At 68.8% G+C, this 16,489-nt stretch carries 14 protein-coding genes; 7 read left to right on the forward strand and 7 right to left on the reverse strand.

Going from position 1 to position 16,489, the window contains the following annotated elements; genetic code table 11:
• Window positions 1-215: 215 nt before the first annotated feature.
• On the reverse strand, window positions 216-989 hold the full coding sequence (locus A2U95_RS22945) for a transposase (RefSeq protein ID WP_166026280.1): 774 nt from the start codon (window positions 987-989) through the stop codon (window positions 216-218).
• Window positions 990-1,099: 110 nt separating this feature from the next.
• On the opposite strand from A2U95_RS22945, the gene A2U95_RS22950 reads away from it, so the two are divergent.
• Entirely contained in the window at window positions 1,100-1,867 is a 768-nt protein-coding gene (locus A2U95_RS22950; RefSeq protein ID WP_166026282.1) for a hypothetical protein, read from the forward strand.
• Between the two features lie 596 nt (window positions 1,868-2,463).
• Window positions 2,464-3,789 (forward strand): hypothetical protein, encoded by a 1,326-nt coding sequence (locus A2U95_RS22955; protein ID WP_166026284.1) that lies wholly within the window; start codon window positions 2,464-2,466, stop codon window positions 3,787-3,789.
• A 299-nt stretch (window positions 3,790-4,088) separates the two neighbouring features.
• On the opposite strand, the gene A2U95_RS22960 is transcribed toward A2U95_RS22955, so the two are convergent.
• Together A2U95_RS22960 and A2U95_RS32865 are read right to left on the reverse strand one after the other, a co-directional pair.
• Window positions 4,089-5,447 (reverse strand): VanZ family protein, encoded by a 1,359-nt coding sequence (locus tag A2U95_RS22960; RefSeq protein WP_166026286.1) that lies wholly within the window; start codon window positions 5,445-5,447, stop codon window positions 4,089-4,091.
• 210 nt (window positions 5,448-5,657) lie between these two features.
• Window positions 5,658-6,119: a hypothetical protein gene (locus A2U95_RS32865; RefSeq protein ID WP_240957754.1), complete on the reverse strand. Its 462-nt coding sequence runs from the start codon at window positions 6,117-6,119 to the stop codon at window positions 5,658-5,660.
• A gap of 561 nt (window positions 6,120-6,680) precedes the next feature.
• Between A2U95_RS32865 and A2U95_RS22970 the strand changes: the two genes are divergently transcribed.
• The gene (locus tag A2U95_RS22970; RefSeq protein WP_166026288.1) at window positions 6,681-7,262 is read left to right on the forward strand and encodes a VanZ family protein; all 582 of its coding nucleotides are present in this window, start codon (window positions 6,681-6,683) and stop codon (window positions 7,260-7,262) included.
• Window positions 7,263-7,314: 52 nt separating this feature from the next.
• On the opposite strand, the gene A2U95_RS22975 is transcribed toward A2U95_RS22970, so the two are convergent.
• Together A2U95_RS22975 and A2U95_RS22980 are read right to left on the reverse strand one after the other, a co-directional pair.
• A complete protein-coding gene (locus A2U95_RS22975; protein ID WP_206283030.1) occupies window positions 7,315-7,872 on the reverse strand; it encodes a hypothetical protein in 558 nt (185 codons plus the stop codon).
• A gap of 732 nt (window positions 7,873-8,604) precedes the next feature.
• The gene (locus A2U95_RS22980; RefSeq protein WP_166026291.1) at window positions 8,605-10,392 is read right to left on the reverse strand and encodes a type IV secretory system conjugative DNA transfer family protein; all 1,788 of its coding nucleotides are present in this window, start codon (window positions 10,390-10,392) and stop codon (window positions 8,605-8,607) included.
• Between the two features lie 340 nt (window positions 10,393-10,732).
• Between A2U95_RS22980 and A2U95_RS22985 the strand changes: the two genes are divergently transcribed.
• Window positions 10,733-12,247: an FAD-dependent monooxygenase gene (locus A2U95_RS22985; protein ID WP_166026293.1), complete on the forward strand. Its 1,515-nt coding sequence runs from the start codon at window positions 10,733-10,735 to the stop codon at window positions 12,245-12,247.
• A gap of 16 nt (window positions 12,248-12,263) precedes the next feature.
• Here the strand turns inward: A2U95_RS22985 and A2U95_RS22990 are convergent, their stop codons facing one another.
• Complete coding sequence (locus tag A2U95_RS22990; RefSeq protein ID WP_166026295.1) at window positions 12,264-12,917, reverse strand: ScbR family autoregulator-binding transcription factor; 654 nt, start codon at window positions 12,915-12,917, stop codon at window positions 12,264-12,266.
• Window positions 12,918-13,071: 154 nt separating this feature from the next.
• On the opposite strand from A2U95_RS22990, the gene A2U95_RS22995 reads away from it, so the two are divergent.
• Complete coding sequence (locus tag A2U95_RS22995) at window positions 13,072-13,986, forward strand: SDR family oxidoreductase (protein WP_166026297.1); 915 nt, start codon at window positions 13,072-13,074, stop codon at window positions 13,984-13,986.
• Between the two features lie 374 nt (window positions 13,987-14,360).
• Here A2U95_RS22995 and A2U95_RS23000 read toward each other — a convergent pair whose 3' ends face one another.
• Entirely contained in the window at window positions 14,361-15,365 is a 1,005-nt protein-coding gene (locus tag A2U95_RS23000) for a ScbA/BarX family gamma-butyrolactone biosynthesis protein (protein ID WP_240957757.1), read from the reverse strand.
• A gap of 360 nt (window positions 15,366-15,725) precedes the next feature.
• On the opposite strand from A2U95_RS23000, the gene A2U95_RS23005 reads away from it, so the two are divergent.
• Together A2U95_RS23005 and A2U95_RS23010 are read left to right on the forward strand one after the other, a co-directional pair.
• The gene (locus tag A2U95_RS23005) at window positions 15,726-15,938 is read left to right on the forward strand and encodes an acyl-CoA carboxylase subunit epsilon (RefSeq protein WP_240957759.1); all 213 of its coding nucleotides are present in this window, start codon (window positions 15,726-15,728) and stop codon (window positions 15,936-15,938) included.
• 118 nt (window positions 15,939-16,056) lie between these two features.
• Window positions 16,057-16,489: carboxyl transferase domain-containing protein (locus A2U95_RS23010; RefSeq protein ID WP_277350969.1), on the forward strand; the 433-nt coding region annotated here is incomplete at its 3' end.

Here is a 16,489-nt window from a genome sequence, read left to right on the forward strand (position 1 = left end):
CCGATGCAGTCCGAACCGCATGACGTCAATCGCCAAGGCGGTCCTCACCCTGGAGCGGCAACGCTGAAGAAGCTCAATGAACCCGGACTTTCCGGGGCCCGACAGCGGCGCCGATCCAATCAGATCCGATGGCGGCTGATGACAGGGTTTGCTGACAGCTAGAGGTTGTCCCGTAAATGCCCTGAGGCATGCCGGTTGACCTGCTCGTTTGTCTGTCATCCGGTGAGAGTGAGGTTGTGCAGGCGGGCGATGCCGAGCATGGCGTGGTGGACGCCGTCGCCTCTGAGGCGGCAGTCGCGCAGGATCTTCCAGCTCTTCATCCGGGCGAAGGTGTGCTCGATGCGGGCGCGGACCTTGCGGTGGGAGGCATTGTGTTCCTCCTTCCAGGGCGGCAGGTCCTCGTTCTTGTGCCGACGGTAATGCGGGATGGTCAGGCCGGTGCCCCGGTAGCCGCCGTCGGCGATCACCGTGGGGGTGGTGCCGACGGCGGCCTTGGCGCCGGAGTCTTCCCAGGCCCGGCAGTCGTTGCGGTTTCCGGGCAGCGGCGTGCCGACGGCCACGACCAGACGGGTGTCGGCGTCGATGACGACCTGGTGGTTGGTGGAGTAGCGGTAGTTCTTGCTGGAAGCGGCCACGGCCCGGTCGCGGGTGGGGACCAGCGTGCCGTCCGCGATGAGCACGGTGTTCTTGCGGAACCGTCGTCTGGGCTGGAGCGCAAGAGCTGGTCCGAGGTGGTCGACGATCCGGTCGGCGGCCGACTTGGAGACGCCGAACAGCGGGGCGAGCTGGCGCAGGGTGAGGTTGGTGCGCCAGTACGCGGCCACCAGCAGCACCCGGTCCTCCAACGGCAGCGACCACGGCCGGCCCTTACGGACCGGATCGGCTCCCTCGCGCCGCAACGCGGTGATCAGCTTGCTGAACTGCCGCGGGCTCAGCCCCGTGAACGGACCTATCCAGGAGGGCTCCGACGCCGTGATCACACCAGCCACGGCAAGATCATCTCACTTCTGACCAGCAGTTACGGGACGACCTCTAGGGGCACGCTAGGCTGCGGTTCGCCAGCGGATGGGGGCATGACATGTGGCAGCGGGGAATATGGGTGGTCGTGCTCGGCGCGGCCCTGGTCCTCACCGGCTGCGGTACCAAGACCGCCGAGACCGATGCGGAGGCGACAGAAGTCGCCACGGCCGCCGCTTGGACGCTCGCCGCTCCGATTCGCATTGTCGGCGTCCGTGCCGCCGACGACGGCCGGTCTCTGGTGGTCGATGCCGAAGTGCCCGACGGGACACGCGACTGCGTACGCAGCCTGCGCGGTGACCTCGACACCATCGAGCACGGCACGGTATACGTGAAGGTCACATACGAGACCCGTTCCCAGAACCAAAACTCCGGCTGCACCGGCACGCGGCGGGTCCAAGCGACGGTGAAGCTGGGCGAGCCCCTGGGCTCCCGCAGGGTCATGGTGAACAGCATGGACGTGTACACCCCCGTCGGTGCCACGCCACCCGCCCTGCGGCAGTGTGGTGAGAACGGCTGCGACCCCACGCCGCCGCGTTGCACCTCGTCCTCGTACCGACAGGCGGTCAACGACACGGACATCCCCAAGCACACGAGCTGGGAGGAACGCGGCTGCGACGACACGTGGCTGGTGCTGGACCTGTCGACCCGAATGGGGCCGGCGTGCGGTGACGCCGGTGACGGATGCACCTCCTCTAATGTCTCCCAGCGCTGGTTCTACCAGGCCAAGACCTCGGGCTGGCGGCCGGTCGCCATGAACGGCGATGCGGGGTGCGGCGGGATCAACAAAGTCCTGCCGGAATTTCCTGAGCGCCTCTGTGCGTCGCTGCCGCACCTCAACCGCGGCTGATCCCCTGAGCGTGCGGCTGCTTGGTTACTGGAGCAGGATCAGATCATTTTGCGGAGTAGTGCGAATCCGGCCCGCCTGTAGAGCTGCCTTTTGATCTTTTTCGTCCGATAGCTCTCGGTTCGTACAACCAGTGACCCGCCGTGACAGCTCCCCAAAATCTGCGCCAGGCTTGGAGACAAAGTCAGCGCATGTTGCACAACTCCCGCGTCGCCGCTGACATCTCATGGCAGAACCATTGACGTTCTCGTGGCAGACGACAACTCAAGCAGCCGTGACCAGGCGTCGCGTCAGGCGGGACGCCTGACTGCGGGCGGTCTGGTGAGACGGTGCGGAGGACGGCAAACCGGCCCGGCCACGGCGGAGCTCCCCGCCACAGGACAAGCTCGGAGCCTCGCCCGGCAAAGGGACCACAACAGGGAATCCGAATAGAGATCCGCTTGCGGACATCGACGAAGGCGCGGGGGCGGCCATGCGGAGGATATTGAGGGGCCGGGTGTCGGCGGCCTGCGGTAGAACTGCGGAGCAATTGCGTGTCCACGGCAAAAGCTTGGACACCTCGCGAGCAGACGTTGCTCACTCCCTGGGGGAACCAGAAGTTGAGAAGATTCACGGCCCGGGCCGCTGTGAGCGCCGCCGCCGCACTCCTGCTGGCCGGCACGCCGGCGGCGAACGCCGCGGAGTCGCAGGCGCCCGATGTGCGCTACGCGAGCAGTGTCACGGACGACCTCGGCACCCTGGCCGTCTCCGTCCGTTCCGACAGCCCCGTCACGGCGGTCAGGGCGCACATCGTCTCCCAGGCCACCGGGGAGGAGGTCGCCGTCGTGGAGAACGACGCGTTCGCCCTCTCGTCCGGCACTCCTGACGACGGCATCTGGCACACCAAGCAGCCCCTCGACCTCGCCGCCCTCGGCACCTACGACGTGCGGGTCGAGGCGACGGACGCCGACGGGGACGTCACCACGGACAACTCCGCGGGCCGGCTGTCCTACTACATGCAGGCCGTCCTCGAGGACGTGCGCACCGACCGCGCCGAGGTCGATGTCGACAACCGTGCGGTGCGCGTCGAAGGTGAGCTCAAGGGCCGGTGGCCGGCGACCCGCGAGCTGAGGCCGCTGGCGGACCACCCGGTCGACCTCGATGTTGACTACTGGACGGAGGCCACCGTCCGCACCGACGCCCAGGGCCACTTCGCCGGCACGGTCGACGTGAACGCCGCGGTGCCCGTCCAGGCGGTCTACCGCTACTCCGGCGACCACCCGGGCGTGCTCTACGGCGAGTCCCAGATGATTGACATCGGTGTCCGGCAGGTGGCCACGCGCTGGACCGTCGAGACTCCGCAGGACCCCATGACCGTCGACTTCGGTCAGGAGACCACGCTCGCCGCGACGCTGGAGCGTGAGACTGCGCAGGGCTGGATTCCCTTCGCCAGCCAGAGCGGCGGGGTGATCTTCGAGGAGGCCTCGGGCGGCTGGGACAGCGTCGGGCAGTTCACCACGGGTGAGGACGGCAGGGTCACCTTCTCTTTCTCCCCCTACGAGACCGGCAGCTTCCGGCTTGAGTCGCACACCGAGGACCCGTTCATCGCTTCCGCCTCGGCGAACAGCGCCACGATCACCGTGCTGCGTGCCTCGGTGTTCACCGCCTTCTCGGCCACCCGGACCCAGGACGGCGTCCGTGCCGATGGAGCGATGGAGTTCCCCGGCGACTGGACACCCGCCACCGTCCTGGTGCGCATCCAGCATTCCGACGACGGGGAGCGGTGGACGGACCTGAGCACGGTGGAGGCACAGTTGGCCAACGACGGCTTCGTCTTCTCGGCCGATCTCCCCGGCACCAGGTCGAAGGGCTACTTCCGCGCCCACTTCGACTCGACCGCCGCGTTCCGCGCCGCCACCTCGGACGCAGTGAAGGCGAGCCGCTGACCGACGGCACACGCACATCGGGCCTCCTCACCCAGGCCGGTTACGTGGTGGAGGTCGACCAGACCGCTGGACACGTGCGGGTCCGACAAGCCCCCCGACTGTCCGCAGACGGCTGACCGGCTCCAGCCGCGGGGCGCGTCCCCGGCCCGCTGCGCTCTGGCGCGGTCACCATCGAGCCGCTGCAGCCGACATCGCGGCCCGGCCCCGGAAACGCAAAAGCCCCGCCGGACCAGCGGGGCTGTGACGGTGCGTGTCGATCATCTCCTGGCTTTGTCGGCCACCTGGCCGGGAGTGTGTGCCTATTGGGAGGGGTACTGGCTGGCGTGGACGGTGCCGTCGAGGGCATCGACCCAGTTGGTCGCGGGGGCCACATCGGGGCCGGCGTTCGGCGGCTGGCTGTTCACGATCCATTCCGGGCGCCACCCGTTGCCCCGGTTGACTGCCTTGATGGCGAAGGCATCCGCGTCCATGTCTCCGAGGGAGCTCCCGTTCGCACTGGCCTCGTCACGTAGGTAGGTGAGGGCGAGTTCCTCTGCCTTCTTCTTGCTGATCTTCGGGGTGGGCAGATCGAGTGCCGTGGGGCCCCTGCTGACGTCGATCTGGGAAATGCGGCCAGCTCTGTTCACCTGGACGTCGAGCATGCGGGGCATGAGGACGTCGTTCTTCATGAAGCGCCAGCTGGTGATCCACCCGAACTCGGCCTGCTCCCCGACAGGCACTGTCTTGTGCAAGGAGGTCTTGGCTGCCCACGGGTAGTGGTCCCGCATGTATGTCTCCGCGATGCGGTACGCCTCGTCGCCGTCCGCCGGAGCTGTGGTACCTGCCACCGGGAAGCTGTTCGCGCCCGGGGCGCTGCTGTTCTCAAGGAGAATGTTGAGGTGTTCCTTCCCCGGCCACTGCAGCGTGCCGTTGCCGTCCTTCCCCACGGTGAAGATCAGGTTGGTGCACTGCACATCGAGGCATGGCTGAACGTAGACATTGGTGACGGGGAACCGGTCGCCGAACGCTTCCTTGACCGCCTGGGTGACCGCCGCTTTCTGGGATGACTCCGGGGAGCTCAGACCGGTCCCGTCGTAGTGCACCATGATCACTGCGGTGCGGAAGGTGATGACGCCCGCAACTGCCAGAACGGCTCCGGAAAGCAGGGCGGGTTTGGCCCACCCCTTCCATTCGACACCGCCCCGCATCATGAGGAACGTGCCGGCGGCCAGAAGGCCGACCAGGCCACCGAGAACATTCATGACCACGTCGGAGCTGTCACAGCCCCGTCCGACGAACGGAAGCGTTGCCTGCCCCAGTTCGATCAAGCAGGGAAGCGCGGTAACCCCCAGGAATGCGGGCACCGGCCGGCGCAAGGCCAGCAGCGCGAAGCAGCCGACCGGCACGAACATCGCCAGGTTCATCAGCCCTTGAGCCGTGTGAAACGGCTCCCACACATCATGGTTGACGACGCACTGCGCTCGCCCGTCACGGCTGCCGCCTCCGAAGGAGGTAACGCCCAACACCCCCGTGAGGGTGACGGCCAGCGCGAACCACCACAGACCGTAGGAATTTTTCCTGCGCGCAGCCAGCCACCAGGCCACGCCCCCCAGTGCCAGCCCTAGTGCGGCGAGAAGGGCCAGGAGGCCGTAGTGCCCCTCAAAAATCGCGGTGAACATAAGTCTCTCTAACATGGGCAGCCGGTGCCCCCGGATGCAGCGGGGGCACCGGTTGTTCCGATGGGGTCAGTGATCCTTCAGCCGTCACTCGTGAGGGTGTTGCCGCGATGATGGTTGACGACGCCTTGGGCAGGGCAGACGTCAGCGTTCTGCAGCGTGTCACCCTCTGAAGCGTCACCCGGTCGGTGGCCGTTCTGAAGAAGCTCAGTCTCAGCAGTGAGCGACCGGGGTCTGGTACGAGCCGCCGCTGTACTTCAGCAGACCGACGCTGTTGAGGCAGGTCTTGTCACCGGAAACCGACCAGGACTTACTGACGGTGGCGCCCGAAGAGATGGTGGTAGCGGCAGCGTAGACGGTACTGCCGTTGTAGTTGCGACCGAGCTGGGCGGAGATCGCGGTGCCTTCCCTCTTGTAGTAAGAGGTGCGGAGGACCGTCGTGTTGAGGTCCGAGTTACGCCGCTTGCTGTGGGCGAGAACCCCGTTGCCGAGCGACGTGCAGCGCTCGCGCGGGTCACCGCCCGGCAGCCAGCCGCTGCTGTCACAGGAAATCGCTTGGACACTGACCTCGCCTGTGTCGCCCGTGCCAGCCGCCATGGCCACAGGGGCCGTCGCTATCGCTGCCAGGGTGACCACAGCCGTCACGGCCGCACGGAAGAGTACCTTCTCAGCCATACCTACTCCTCTAAAAAGGACCAAAACGGCGAATATCTGCTTCGCCAGTCTTGGAATGCATCCGATCACAGGAGGCTGATACACCCTGTCGTACTGACTGGACAGAAGAAATGGCTTGACCAATAACGTCCCGCGAACCCAACCGGGCATAAAAAGGACAAAAGCAGTCGATCCCGCTACGCCCGTACCGAGAAAATGGCATGAATCTTTCTGCATGTGACGCTCACGCCATTAACAAGCCGTCCGAAAAGCGCTCTGACGCAGGCTGAAAACGCCCTGCTCGCAGCACTGAGTACCAACCGCCACCAAGCACCCCCATCAACGACGGCGACCTGACCCCGAACATGAAAAGGCCCCACCGGTTGCCCGGCAGGGCTCAAGTGGTGCGGGCCTTCGCATGGGGGTGGGTCGGTCGGAGTCGATGACTGTGGCATCGACCATGCAGTCGGCCTCAGTGGCCGACAACGACGAGGTCTTGATGACAGTGTAAGACTGCCTGCGTTTCCCATGATCATGATGGGTAGGGAACGCTATGCTGCTGCAATCTCTTGAAGGGGCGCCATGGGTCACATGTTGAGTTTCTATGCAGATGAATTGGCTCTAGCAGTACTTGCTGGTGTACCGCTAGCCGTAACGACGACATGGCTGCTGCATCGCTTCATCCTTCACCGGGCATCCGGGCCGGCACTCCACCGCATGGCAGTACTAGACGGTCTGCTGATTGCGTCCATCCTGCCTTTTCTTTACGCAACCCTATCTCGAGGGTACGGAATCGACCGGACTCTGAGCTTGATTCCGTTCGCCGAGCTTTCCACCTCGTTCGGCAACGTACAAGTGGCATTCTCCGAGGTGACCCTGCTCAACGTCGGAGGCAACATGGCGCTGCTGTTCTTCTTCGGCGCTTTGCTCCCCCTGCGGAGTGAAAGGTTCGGCAGCCTAGGGCGAGTTCTCGCTGTCACAGCACTGATGTCTGCGGGTGTCGAGGTACTGCAGTTCGTGCTGTCGGTTGGCCGTGTGTCCTCGGTGGATGATGTCCTCGTCAACGCCGCGGGAGGTCTTCTCGGTGCCCTCAGCACCCGCCCCTGGTGGCTCTCGCGCCGATCCTCCGGTGAAACCGCATCTGCGGTCTCCGCTGCGTCTTGATACACGTGCTGGCGGCCCCCAAGACAAAGGGGGCCGCCAGCACGCATGGGGGTTACGGGTAGGTCGTTGTACCGGTGGCCCGACGACTAGTCAGGTCATTACTGTCGTAGTTGCCCGTCACTCGGACGTAGAAGTAGTAGGTGTCCGCCGGCGCACCTGACCAGCTTGCCGTGCCGCCGGAGCACGGCAAGGTCTTGGTTCCGAGGCTGGTGTCCGTGGGGAAGTCCTCTCTGTAGAGAGTCACCTGCACAGACTGACTTGAGGTGCAGTTCGCCGGGGACTGACCACTGGTGTTCTGGATGGCGTTGACTTTCACCTTGTGCGTGCCTGAGTTCACCGCGGTGTATGTGCGGGACTCGAAGCCGATCTGGAAGTCCGCTGTCCAGTTAAACGACCCGGCCAGCGCGCCGTAGGCCCCGTACTCCGCAGTCGGGACGGACGTGAAGGTGGAGCCGTTGTCGTACGTGATGGTTTCCTTGGCGCCGTCCTTGACGACGCTGACCTTCTTCAGTGACGGGACATCCTCGGCCGCGCCAGCCGGCACAGCCGCGAGGCCCATGCTCGCCATCGCTACAGCCGCAGTTATCGCGGTGCGGGCTATTGCCTTCATGCATGCCTCCAGGTAGATCACAAGTACCGACGGCCTACCTACCCGACATATGCACAACGCCAAACGGGTGATCGACTTGCAGATAAATCGCAAAAAATAAATCGGCCAGTTCCCCTTCCCTCTGGCGGAACAAAAAGGACGATCTCTGCGCCCGCATGATCATTTATCCGTTTTGGGGTGGCGCTGAAAGCCACAACTCTTTTTCAATCTGGCTCATTCTTGCCGATCGCCGTTGACGGGTCGCTTGCTCACTGGCCCGGACATGAAATAAAGCCCTGCCGGTGGCCAGGCAGGATTGAGGGGTACTGGTCGGTCAGGGACCCGCAATGAGCCAGAGGCCCCGGGCAGTATCGAGTCCTGGCTGTAGCGGCAGACGACGGAGATGCCGTGTCCGCCGGTCTATCCGAGCAGCAGCTCATCGACGTACAACTCAGAGCAGGAGCGGCATCAGGAGGCCGCGGACCTTGTCGGGGTTGGATCATCATCGGTGAGTCGATGGACACGAACGTTATGGGAACCAGGTCTTCCCGACCGGTCGGCGGATAGATCCGGCGCCCCAACCGCTTGTCGTGGGCCCTGCTACGCCCAGGGATCGATCGTCGGACGAGCGTCATCGCGGTTCGGTGCTCTCGTTCGATGGTCGAGTAGTGGTGTGTGCCCCGGGCCGGATCCGATCCGGCGGCATCACGCGGGGTCCGGGGCTGAGTGGTGCCGGTGCAGCTGGCTCGTCGGTCACTGCGGGTCCGGCGTCCCGTAGCGGCCTCGCTCGGGGTTGGTGAGCTGGCCGGCGTCGACGGCTCGGCGCAGCTCGCGGTCGACGGCCCCGCGCTCGAGGCCGGTGGCTTCCAGGACCTCCTTGGGGGTGACGAGTTCGAGCGGGGAGCGGCCGCGGGTGGGCCCGTCGGTGAGGATGCTGCGGACCGCGTCGAGGACCTTCTGCCGGTCGGTGGTGTGCGCCACGGCTGGCCGCGGTCGCTGCGTCATGCCGGTGAGCACCTCGCCGGAGACCGGGGTGCTCTTCGCGGTGTCGCCGCGTTCGGCCTTGGGGTCGACGGGGGTGTTCGCGATCTCCTCGCGGCGGGCCCAGCCGGGCCATTCGGCGGCCAGGCGCTGGATGGCGTCCGTCTGGAGCGGGTCGGCGTCGCCGAGGTAGCCGGACAGCCACTGCTCGAACTGCCCGGGCGTCATGCTCCTGGTGTCGACGGGTGGGGCGTAGGTCTTGGACTGGACGGCCGTGCCGCCTGCGGTGGCGTAGTGGAGACCCGCGGTCGACTCCCGCTGGGTGGGGTCGGTGGTGGTGTCGGGCCAGTGCTGGGGGATCTTCTCGGGGTCGACGCCGGCGATGGATGATCCGCCGGCGACCGCCTTCTGCACGGCGGATGTGCGGAACAGCAGTGCGCCGCCGTTGCCGATCACCTGGTCGCGTGCCGCCACGCCGCCGGGCACCATGTCGCCGGAGATGGACTGTCCGGCCAGGATGAAGGAGATGCCGAGCGCGCGGGCGTTCTTGGCGATCCGCCACACGAGGAACTTCGCCTCCGGGTCGGTGGGGTCGATCTCGTTGATCTCGTCGACCATCAGCAGCATGCGCGGCCCGCTGTGTCCCGGGACCCACCGGCCGCTCTGCTGCCGGTGCTGCATCAGGGCGTAGCCGACGCGGAGCGCCTGCATGGCCTCCTGGGCTCCGCCTTCGGAGCGCCAGGCGGCGAGGCGGGAGGCGTAGTCGGAGGAGCCGCCCTTGCCGTCGCCGTAGAGGACGCCCATGCCGCCGCGGTGGGCGGAGCGCATGACGGCGTCCAGGGCGACGGACTTGCCGGCGCCGGAGGATCCGGCGACGAACAGGTGGCGGGCGGAGGCTCCGTCGTGGAGCTGGACGTATTCGGTGGCGCCGGTGGCGGTGACGCCGACGGGCACCCACCCCTCGCGCATGACGGCGTCCTCGGGCATCTCCAGGCGGGAGCGCAGGGGGTGGCGTTCGAAGACGCGCAGGATGCCGCCTCCGGCATCCTGCCGGGGCTCCCACGAGATGTGCGTCATGTCCTTCGCGCCGACCGCGCGGGCGAGCTTGCGCAGGTCGATGGTCTCGGGGACCGCCTCGCTCTCCGGCATCTCCACCGTGAGGACCTGGCCCCACTCGTCGGTGGTGCCGCTCACGGTGCTGTCCGGCAGCAGGCGCTGCACCGCCGGCCGCCGCCGCATCGCCTCCAGCCCTTCCAGGGACGGCGCCTCGACGACGGCGTGCTGGAGGACCATGTCGACGCGCAGCCGGGCGTGCCCGGCGTGGTCGCCGGGCGTGAGGGTGACCCGGGGTGCCTGGTAGGCGGCGGAGATATGCTTGTCGAGGCCCGGGGCGGTGATCCGTCCGTCCGTGAGGATCTCGGCGAGCCAGTAGGTGCCGTCGGCGGCGACGCCGATGCGCGACAGCCGGTGTCCGGCACCGGGCCGGGCCCCGTCGGCGATGTGCTCACGCCAGACCGCCTCGATCGCGGTGGCGATCGTCTCCTCCCGCGACACCGGCATCTCCGCCGCCGTCTTCGCGGTGGTGGCGTTGGCCTTGCGGCGGCGGCCGGTGAGGGCGTGCCGCAGCCGGAAGGCGCACCACCCCTTGCGCGGCGAGCCACGCGGCGGACACCTCCCCGGTCAGGGACACCGGGTCGGCGCCCCCCGGCGTTCTCCCGCCGTTCCCCGGGACCCTGCGTGCCGTCCTCCCGGGGACCGCCGTGTGAACAGGCGGGAAGCGGGCCGCCGGACTACTGCCAAAGAACCGGTCGACCGGTATATTTCCGCGCGGGGACAACGTCATACCGACGAGTGCGCGCCGGCCTTGCCTGCCGGCCGCGCGGCCAGGGGGGCCGGGTCGATGCCGCGGGACGTATGGGGGCAGGTTGCCGTGGTGGGCGGGGGACCGGTGGGTCTGCTGCTCGCCTGCGAACTGGCACGGGAGGGGGTCGGCACGGTCGTCGTGGAGCTGCGGACGGCGGTCTCGGAGCGGCCGAAGGCGACGACGCTGCACGCCCGGGCGGTGCAGAGCCTCGTGCGGCGCGGGCACCTGGACGGGCTGGTCACGAGCGTCTGCGCCGACAGCCCCGGAACGGTCACCATGCCGTTCCACTTCGCGGGGATCCCCGGACTGACCGTCTCCGCGCCGGCCACGGAACCCGAGCCGATCCTCAAGTGCGCCCAGGACGAGCTGGAGCGGCACCTCGAGCGGCGTGCCGAGGCCGCCGGAGCGCGCATCCTGCGCGGGCACCGGGTCACCGGCCTGCGGCAGACGGGCGAGCGGGTGCACCTGACCGCCGAGGGGCCCGACGGCCCGGTGACCTGCTCGGCCGAGTACGTGGTGGGGGCGGACGGCTCCCGCAGCAGTGTCCGCCGGCTCGCCGGGATCGAGGCCGACACCAGCCCGGCGACGGTGTCCGCACTGGCGGGCGACGTCACCCTGGCCACGCGGTCCGCCCTGCGGCCCGGCTGGCACCGGACCGACCGCGGGTGGATCGTGGTGAAGGACGCCCCCGGCGGCAGGACGCGGCTGCGGACGCTCAACTGCTCGGGCCCCCATCCCGCGCGGCACGAGACGCCCACGCTGGAGGAGCTGGGCCGGGAGGTGTCCTGGATCCTCGGCGAGGACGTCCCGATGGAACAGCCCCGCTGGCTCAGCCGGTTCAGCGACTTCTCCCTGCTCGCCCGTTCCTACCGCGCCGGCCGGGTCCTGCTCGCCGGTGACGCCGCCCACCTGCACTTCCCCATCGGCGGGCAAGGGCTCAGCACGGGAGTGCTCGACGCCGTCAACCTGGGCTGGAAGCTGGCCTACGCGGTCCGCGGCCCGGCCTGCGAGGGACTGCTCGACACCTACGAGCGGGAGCGAAGACCCGCCGCACAGCAGGTCATCGACAACACCCGCGCCCAACTGGCCCTCATGCGCCCCGACGCCGGACTCGACCCGGTGCGCGCCCTCTTCTCGGAACTGCTGCTGGACCGCACGGCCGGTGGTTGCGCCGCCCTGGCCGCGCGGGTGAGCGCCCAGGACACCCGGCTGCCGTCGCACCACCCGGTGACGGCGTCCGCCTGGGAAGGAACGTTCCTCTACAACGCCGCCCTCCGCACCCCCGCGGGTCCCACCGACGTGATCACCCTGCTCCGCGAGGGCAGGCCCCTGCTGCTGCTCCTGGGGGAAGGGGGGTACGGGGACGTGACGCTGCCACCGCGGTGGAAGGAGGTGGTGAGCGTGGTCCGCGCCGAAGCGGTTCCCGGCGTCCCGTGCACGGCGTTGCTGGTGCGCCCGGACGGCTACATCGCTTGGGCCGCTCCCGACGGCGGCGACGGCGGGCCGCCGGTGGTCGACCTGGCCGGTCTCGGGGAGGCGGTGGCGGTGTGAGCGGCCCAGGCGGCCGTCACAGGAAGTCCACCGGGTCCTCCAGCAGTTCGGCGTGGACGGCGGCCCCCCGGCCCTCCGACAGGTCGACGGCCGCCAGGACGGACGGCACCACGACACTCGGCAGGATGTGACGGACGAGGGAACTGACCCGGCCCGGCAGGTCCTGGTAGTCGCTGAGCGCCTGCGACATGGCCTGTATCCCGGCGAAGCTGCCGACCAGGACGTCGGCGGTCTCGACGAAGTCGACGTGCGGCAGCAGCTCGTTCTGGGCGCCGGCCTTCTCCAGCAGTTCGGTGCCCACGAGCCGCCAGTGGTCGAAGGGACCGCTGCGGTCGAGCCCTCCGGCCTGCTGGTCGAGGGTCAGCCGCACACCCGCCCGCACCATCGGGTCGCTCTGCAGACGGTAGGCGTGCACGGCGATGGTGTCGACGAGCTGCTGGACCCGGCAGGCACGCTCGGGGACGGCGCGCCACTGGTTCTGCGCGTGCATGATCCCGTCGGCCAGGGCCTCCTTGGAGGGGAAATGGAAGTAGAGCGCTCCCTTGGTGACACCCGCCGCCGTGAGGATCTCGTTGATGGTCGCGGCCTTGTAGCCGCGCTCCTCGAAGACTCGCGCCGCCGACTCGAGGATCATCTTCCGCGTACGAATCGCTCGGTCCTGCTTGACCACGTGGGCCCGCCTTCCGCCCGTCGGTCCGGGCCACCCTAAAAAAACCGTCCAGTTTGTATCTTACAGTTCGCGGTCGGTCGAGCGCCCCGCCCTTGACCTGAAATTTCCTCGGGCACGGGACGCGGGCCCGGCCGGCCGCCGGGAGGGAGAACGGATGATCCTGGTGACCGGTGCCACCGGCACGGTCGGGTCGGAGGTGCTGAGGCGGCTTCCCGCCGGGGCCGAGGTCCGGGCCATGTCGAGGGATCCCGCACGGGTGACCGCCGCGGGACACGCGGTGGAGGCCGTGCGGGGCGACCACCGCGACCCGCGGTCCCTCGCCGCCGCCCTCAGGGGGGTGCGGCGTGCGTTCCTCGTCACCAACGGCGTGCAGGGCGACGACGACGCCCGCTTCCTGAGGGCCGCCGGCGAGGCGGGGGTGCGGCACGTGGTGAAGCTGTCGGCGGCCGCCGTCCTCGACCAAGACGCGCAGGACCTCGTCACGCGATGGCAGCGGTCCTGCGAGGAGGCCCTGCGGACGTCCGGGCTGGAGTGGACGCTGCTGCGTCCGCGCGCCTTCATGTCCAACGCCCTCGGCTGGGCGGGGTCGGTGCGCGCCGAGCAGGTGGTGCGCGCGCTCCACGGAACGGCGGTCACCTCGTGCGTGGACCCCCGCGACGTGGCGGAGGTGGCCGTCCGGGCCCTCACGGAGGAGGGGCACGGCGGGAGCTCCTACACGCTGACGGGGCCGGAGGCGATCAGCGCGGCCGAGCAGACGCGGGTGCTGGGCCGCCTGCTGGGCCGGCCACTGCGTTTCGAGGAGCTGAGCCGGGACCAGGCACGCGCGGCACTGCGCCGACGTCATCCCGCCCCGGTCGCCGAGGCGCTGCTGGAGAGCGCCGACCGGGGGCGCGACGGGGCGAAGGCGAGGGTGGAGGACACCGTGCGGACGGTGACGGGCCACGGGGCCCGGACGTTCCAGGACTGGGCGCGCGACCATCTCACCGCCTTCGTCCCGCCCCCTGACCTCCCGCGGGAGTCCACCGCCGCACGAGGAACACTCGACCGGAACTCGATGATCCCTGGCTAATTTCACGAGCGCGGACCAGGAACTCGGGGAAGTCGCCGGAGGCCCGGTCCGCGGTCCCGCACGACACAGGGCACCGCTCACGACAGGGGAACCGGATGACTTCGAACGTGAACGCGAACAACAACAACGTCAACGTCAACGTCAACCGCAACGCCGACGACAACGCCGGCGGCGTCTGAACGGAACCTCCGGCCCGCCGCGAACGCGGTCGTGCCGACGCCCGGTGGGGCGCCGGCGCGAGGGCCGGCCCGGCGCGAGACCGCAGGGTCCGCCCCCAGGGCGGGCCCTCGGCCGTTTCCGCGCCGCCTTGGCGGAGCCCGGGGAGGAGGAGCGGCACGTCCGTGAGGGAGCGGGACGCCCGGGGAGGGGCGCGCTCAGGAAGCGGTGCGCTGCACCGGGAAGGGATGGGCCAGCGTCACGGTGGAGGAGAACACCCGCGCACCGTTCTGCGTGGCGGTCACCCGCACGGCGCTCGCACCCGGCCCGGTGTGCTCCGGCGCGGCCTCGACGATGCACGGCGCGTCCAGTTCGGCGTACCGGTCGAAGCGGCAGGCGACCTCGAGCGGCAGGTCGGGCCGGCCGAGGAACGCGGTGGCCGCCTGACGCGCGGCCTCCATCAGCACCATGCCGGGCACGTGGTCGTTCGCGTGCTCGAACAGCACCGGGTGGTTGGTGTCCACCCTCAGCTGCCAGCGGTCGTCGGCCCCCAGGGGGGAGAGGACCACGTCGGTGGGGGAGATCCGCCCGACCATCTGCGGAGGGACCGGCGCGGTCAGCCGGAGCACCTTCGACGGGCCGTCATCGCTGAGGTGGTCGGCCCGGAGCCGCCGGTAGACGAGGGGGGCCACACAGGTCAGCGAACCGCCGCCGGTGGCGACGAGGCGGCCGTCGCGACGTATCTCCACGTGGATGCGGAGTCCCGTCAGCGCACGGCCGCGGCGTCTGACCTCCGAGCATCTGACGTCCAGTTGCAGCGAAGCCGGCGCCTGGCCGACGCGCATGTGCTCCGGGCGGACGGAGACGTCCAGGTCGTGCACCAGGAAGTGGTGGCCGAGCGGGACGTGGTACTCCGTGTGGGCCAGGAGGATGCCGGCCTGCCGCACGGTCTCGGCGGCGAGGAGGGGATCGTGGCAGCCCTGGACGCTGGTGAAGAAGCTGTGGCTGCGCGGCCACTGGGCCGTCAGGGAGAAGCGGTCCTCACCGATCCGGTTCCAGCCGGTCAGCATCACCTCGGCGACACCGGCGCGGTGGACGAGTTCCTTGGGAACCGTGGCGGTCAGCCCCTGGAACCGCTGAACGTTCTCCGTCCTGAGCACCGGCATCCCGTGGTGACGCTCCAGGACGCGGCGGCGGGCAATGCGGATCGTGCTCGCAGACATGGTTACCCCAGGTGTGAGTGGCCTGAATGCGAGGGGAGGAGCTCCCCCGGTCCTCGTAAAGATACAGACCACCCGGTTTCATTTCCATCACCAGCCCTCCTTAAGTCGTACAAGAACTGGAAGCGACCATTCCTTCGGCGGCCCTCCAGCGGCCGGAGCGGCCCACCAACGCTGCTCCGCCCGGGAGTTGGGGCTTCCACCCGCACCTCCGGGCGCTCCCGCCCGCCGCAGGCCCCTCCACGGCGGGGAAGGAAGGGCCGACCCGCCCCCACCACACCTCCAGTGGACCCATAGCGATCCTCGAGCGGCTCATCCGACGGTGTCCGGTGGACCACATCACGACACCGAGGGGGTCGCCGCATGCCGATGGACGGTCAACCGACGAACGACGCCCGGGGGCCCGTCCTCCGGGTGGAAAGGGGGCGGGCCAGCGAGGAAGAACTCGCCGCGCTCACCGCCGTGTTGCTGTCGCTGCCCCGGAAGGCCGGCCCGACCGCAGAGATCCGGCCACGGACCGCGTCCGGCTGGTGGGAGCGGCGGACGGACTACGAGGCGCCCGGCAGCTGGCGCTGAGGGCACCCCGACGAGGAAAAGACGCTTCACACGTACAAACCGCACGCGCGGTTTGTTACGATCCCTGTTACGGATCCGGGGCGGGACCTACTCGGCCTCGCCCCAGGAGGGAACCGACATGGCGACGACCACCGCCCCCGCCCGGTCAGGGCCGGACCGCTCAGGGCCGGACACCGCGGGACCGGGCGCACGCACGGCGGAGCTGCACGCGATCCGCGCCCAGGCCCTGGCCGGGCCGAGCGGGAAGGCGACCGCGGCGCAGCATGCCAAGGGGAAGTTGACGGCGCGGGAGCGGATCGAGTTGTTGCTCGATGCGGGTTCGTTCCGTGAGGTGGAGCAGTTGCGGCGGCATCGGGCCAGTGGGTTCGGGCTGGAGGACAGGCGGCCGTACACCGATGGTGTGGTGACGGGGTGGGGGACGGTCGAGGGGCGGACGGTGTTCGTCTACGCCCACGACTTCCGGATCTTCGGTGGTGCGTTGGGGGAGGCGCACGCGACGAAGATCCACAAGATCATGGACATGGCGATCGCGGCGGGTGCGCCGCTGGTGT

The organism is Streptomyces chilikensis (genome assembly GCF_001642695.1).
In the GTDB taxonomy this organism is placed as follows: Bacteria; Actinomycetota; Actinomycetes; order Streptomycetales; family Streptomycetaceae; genus Streptomyces; species Streptomyces chilikensis.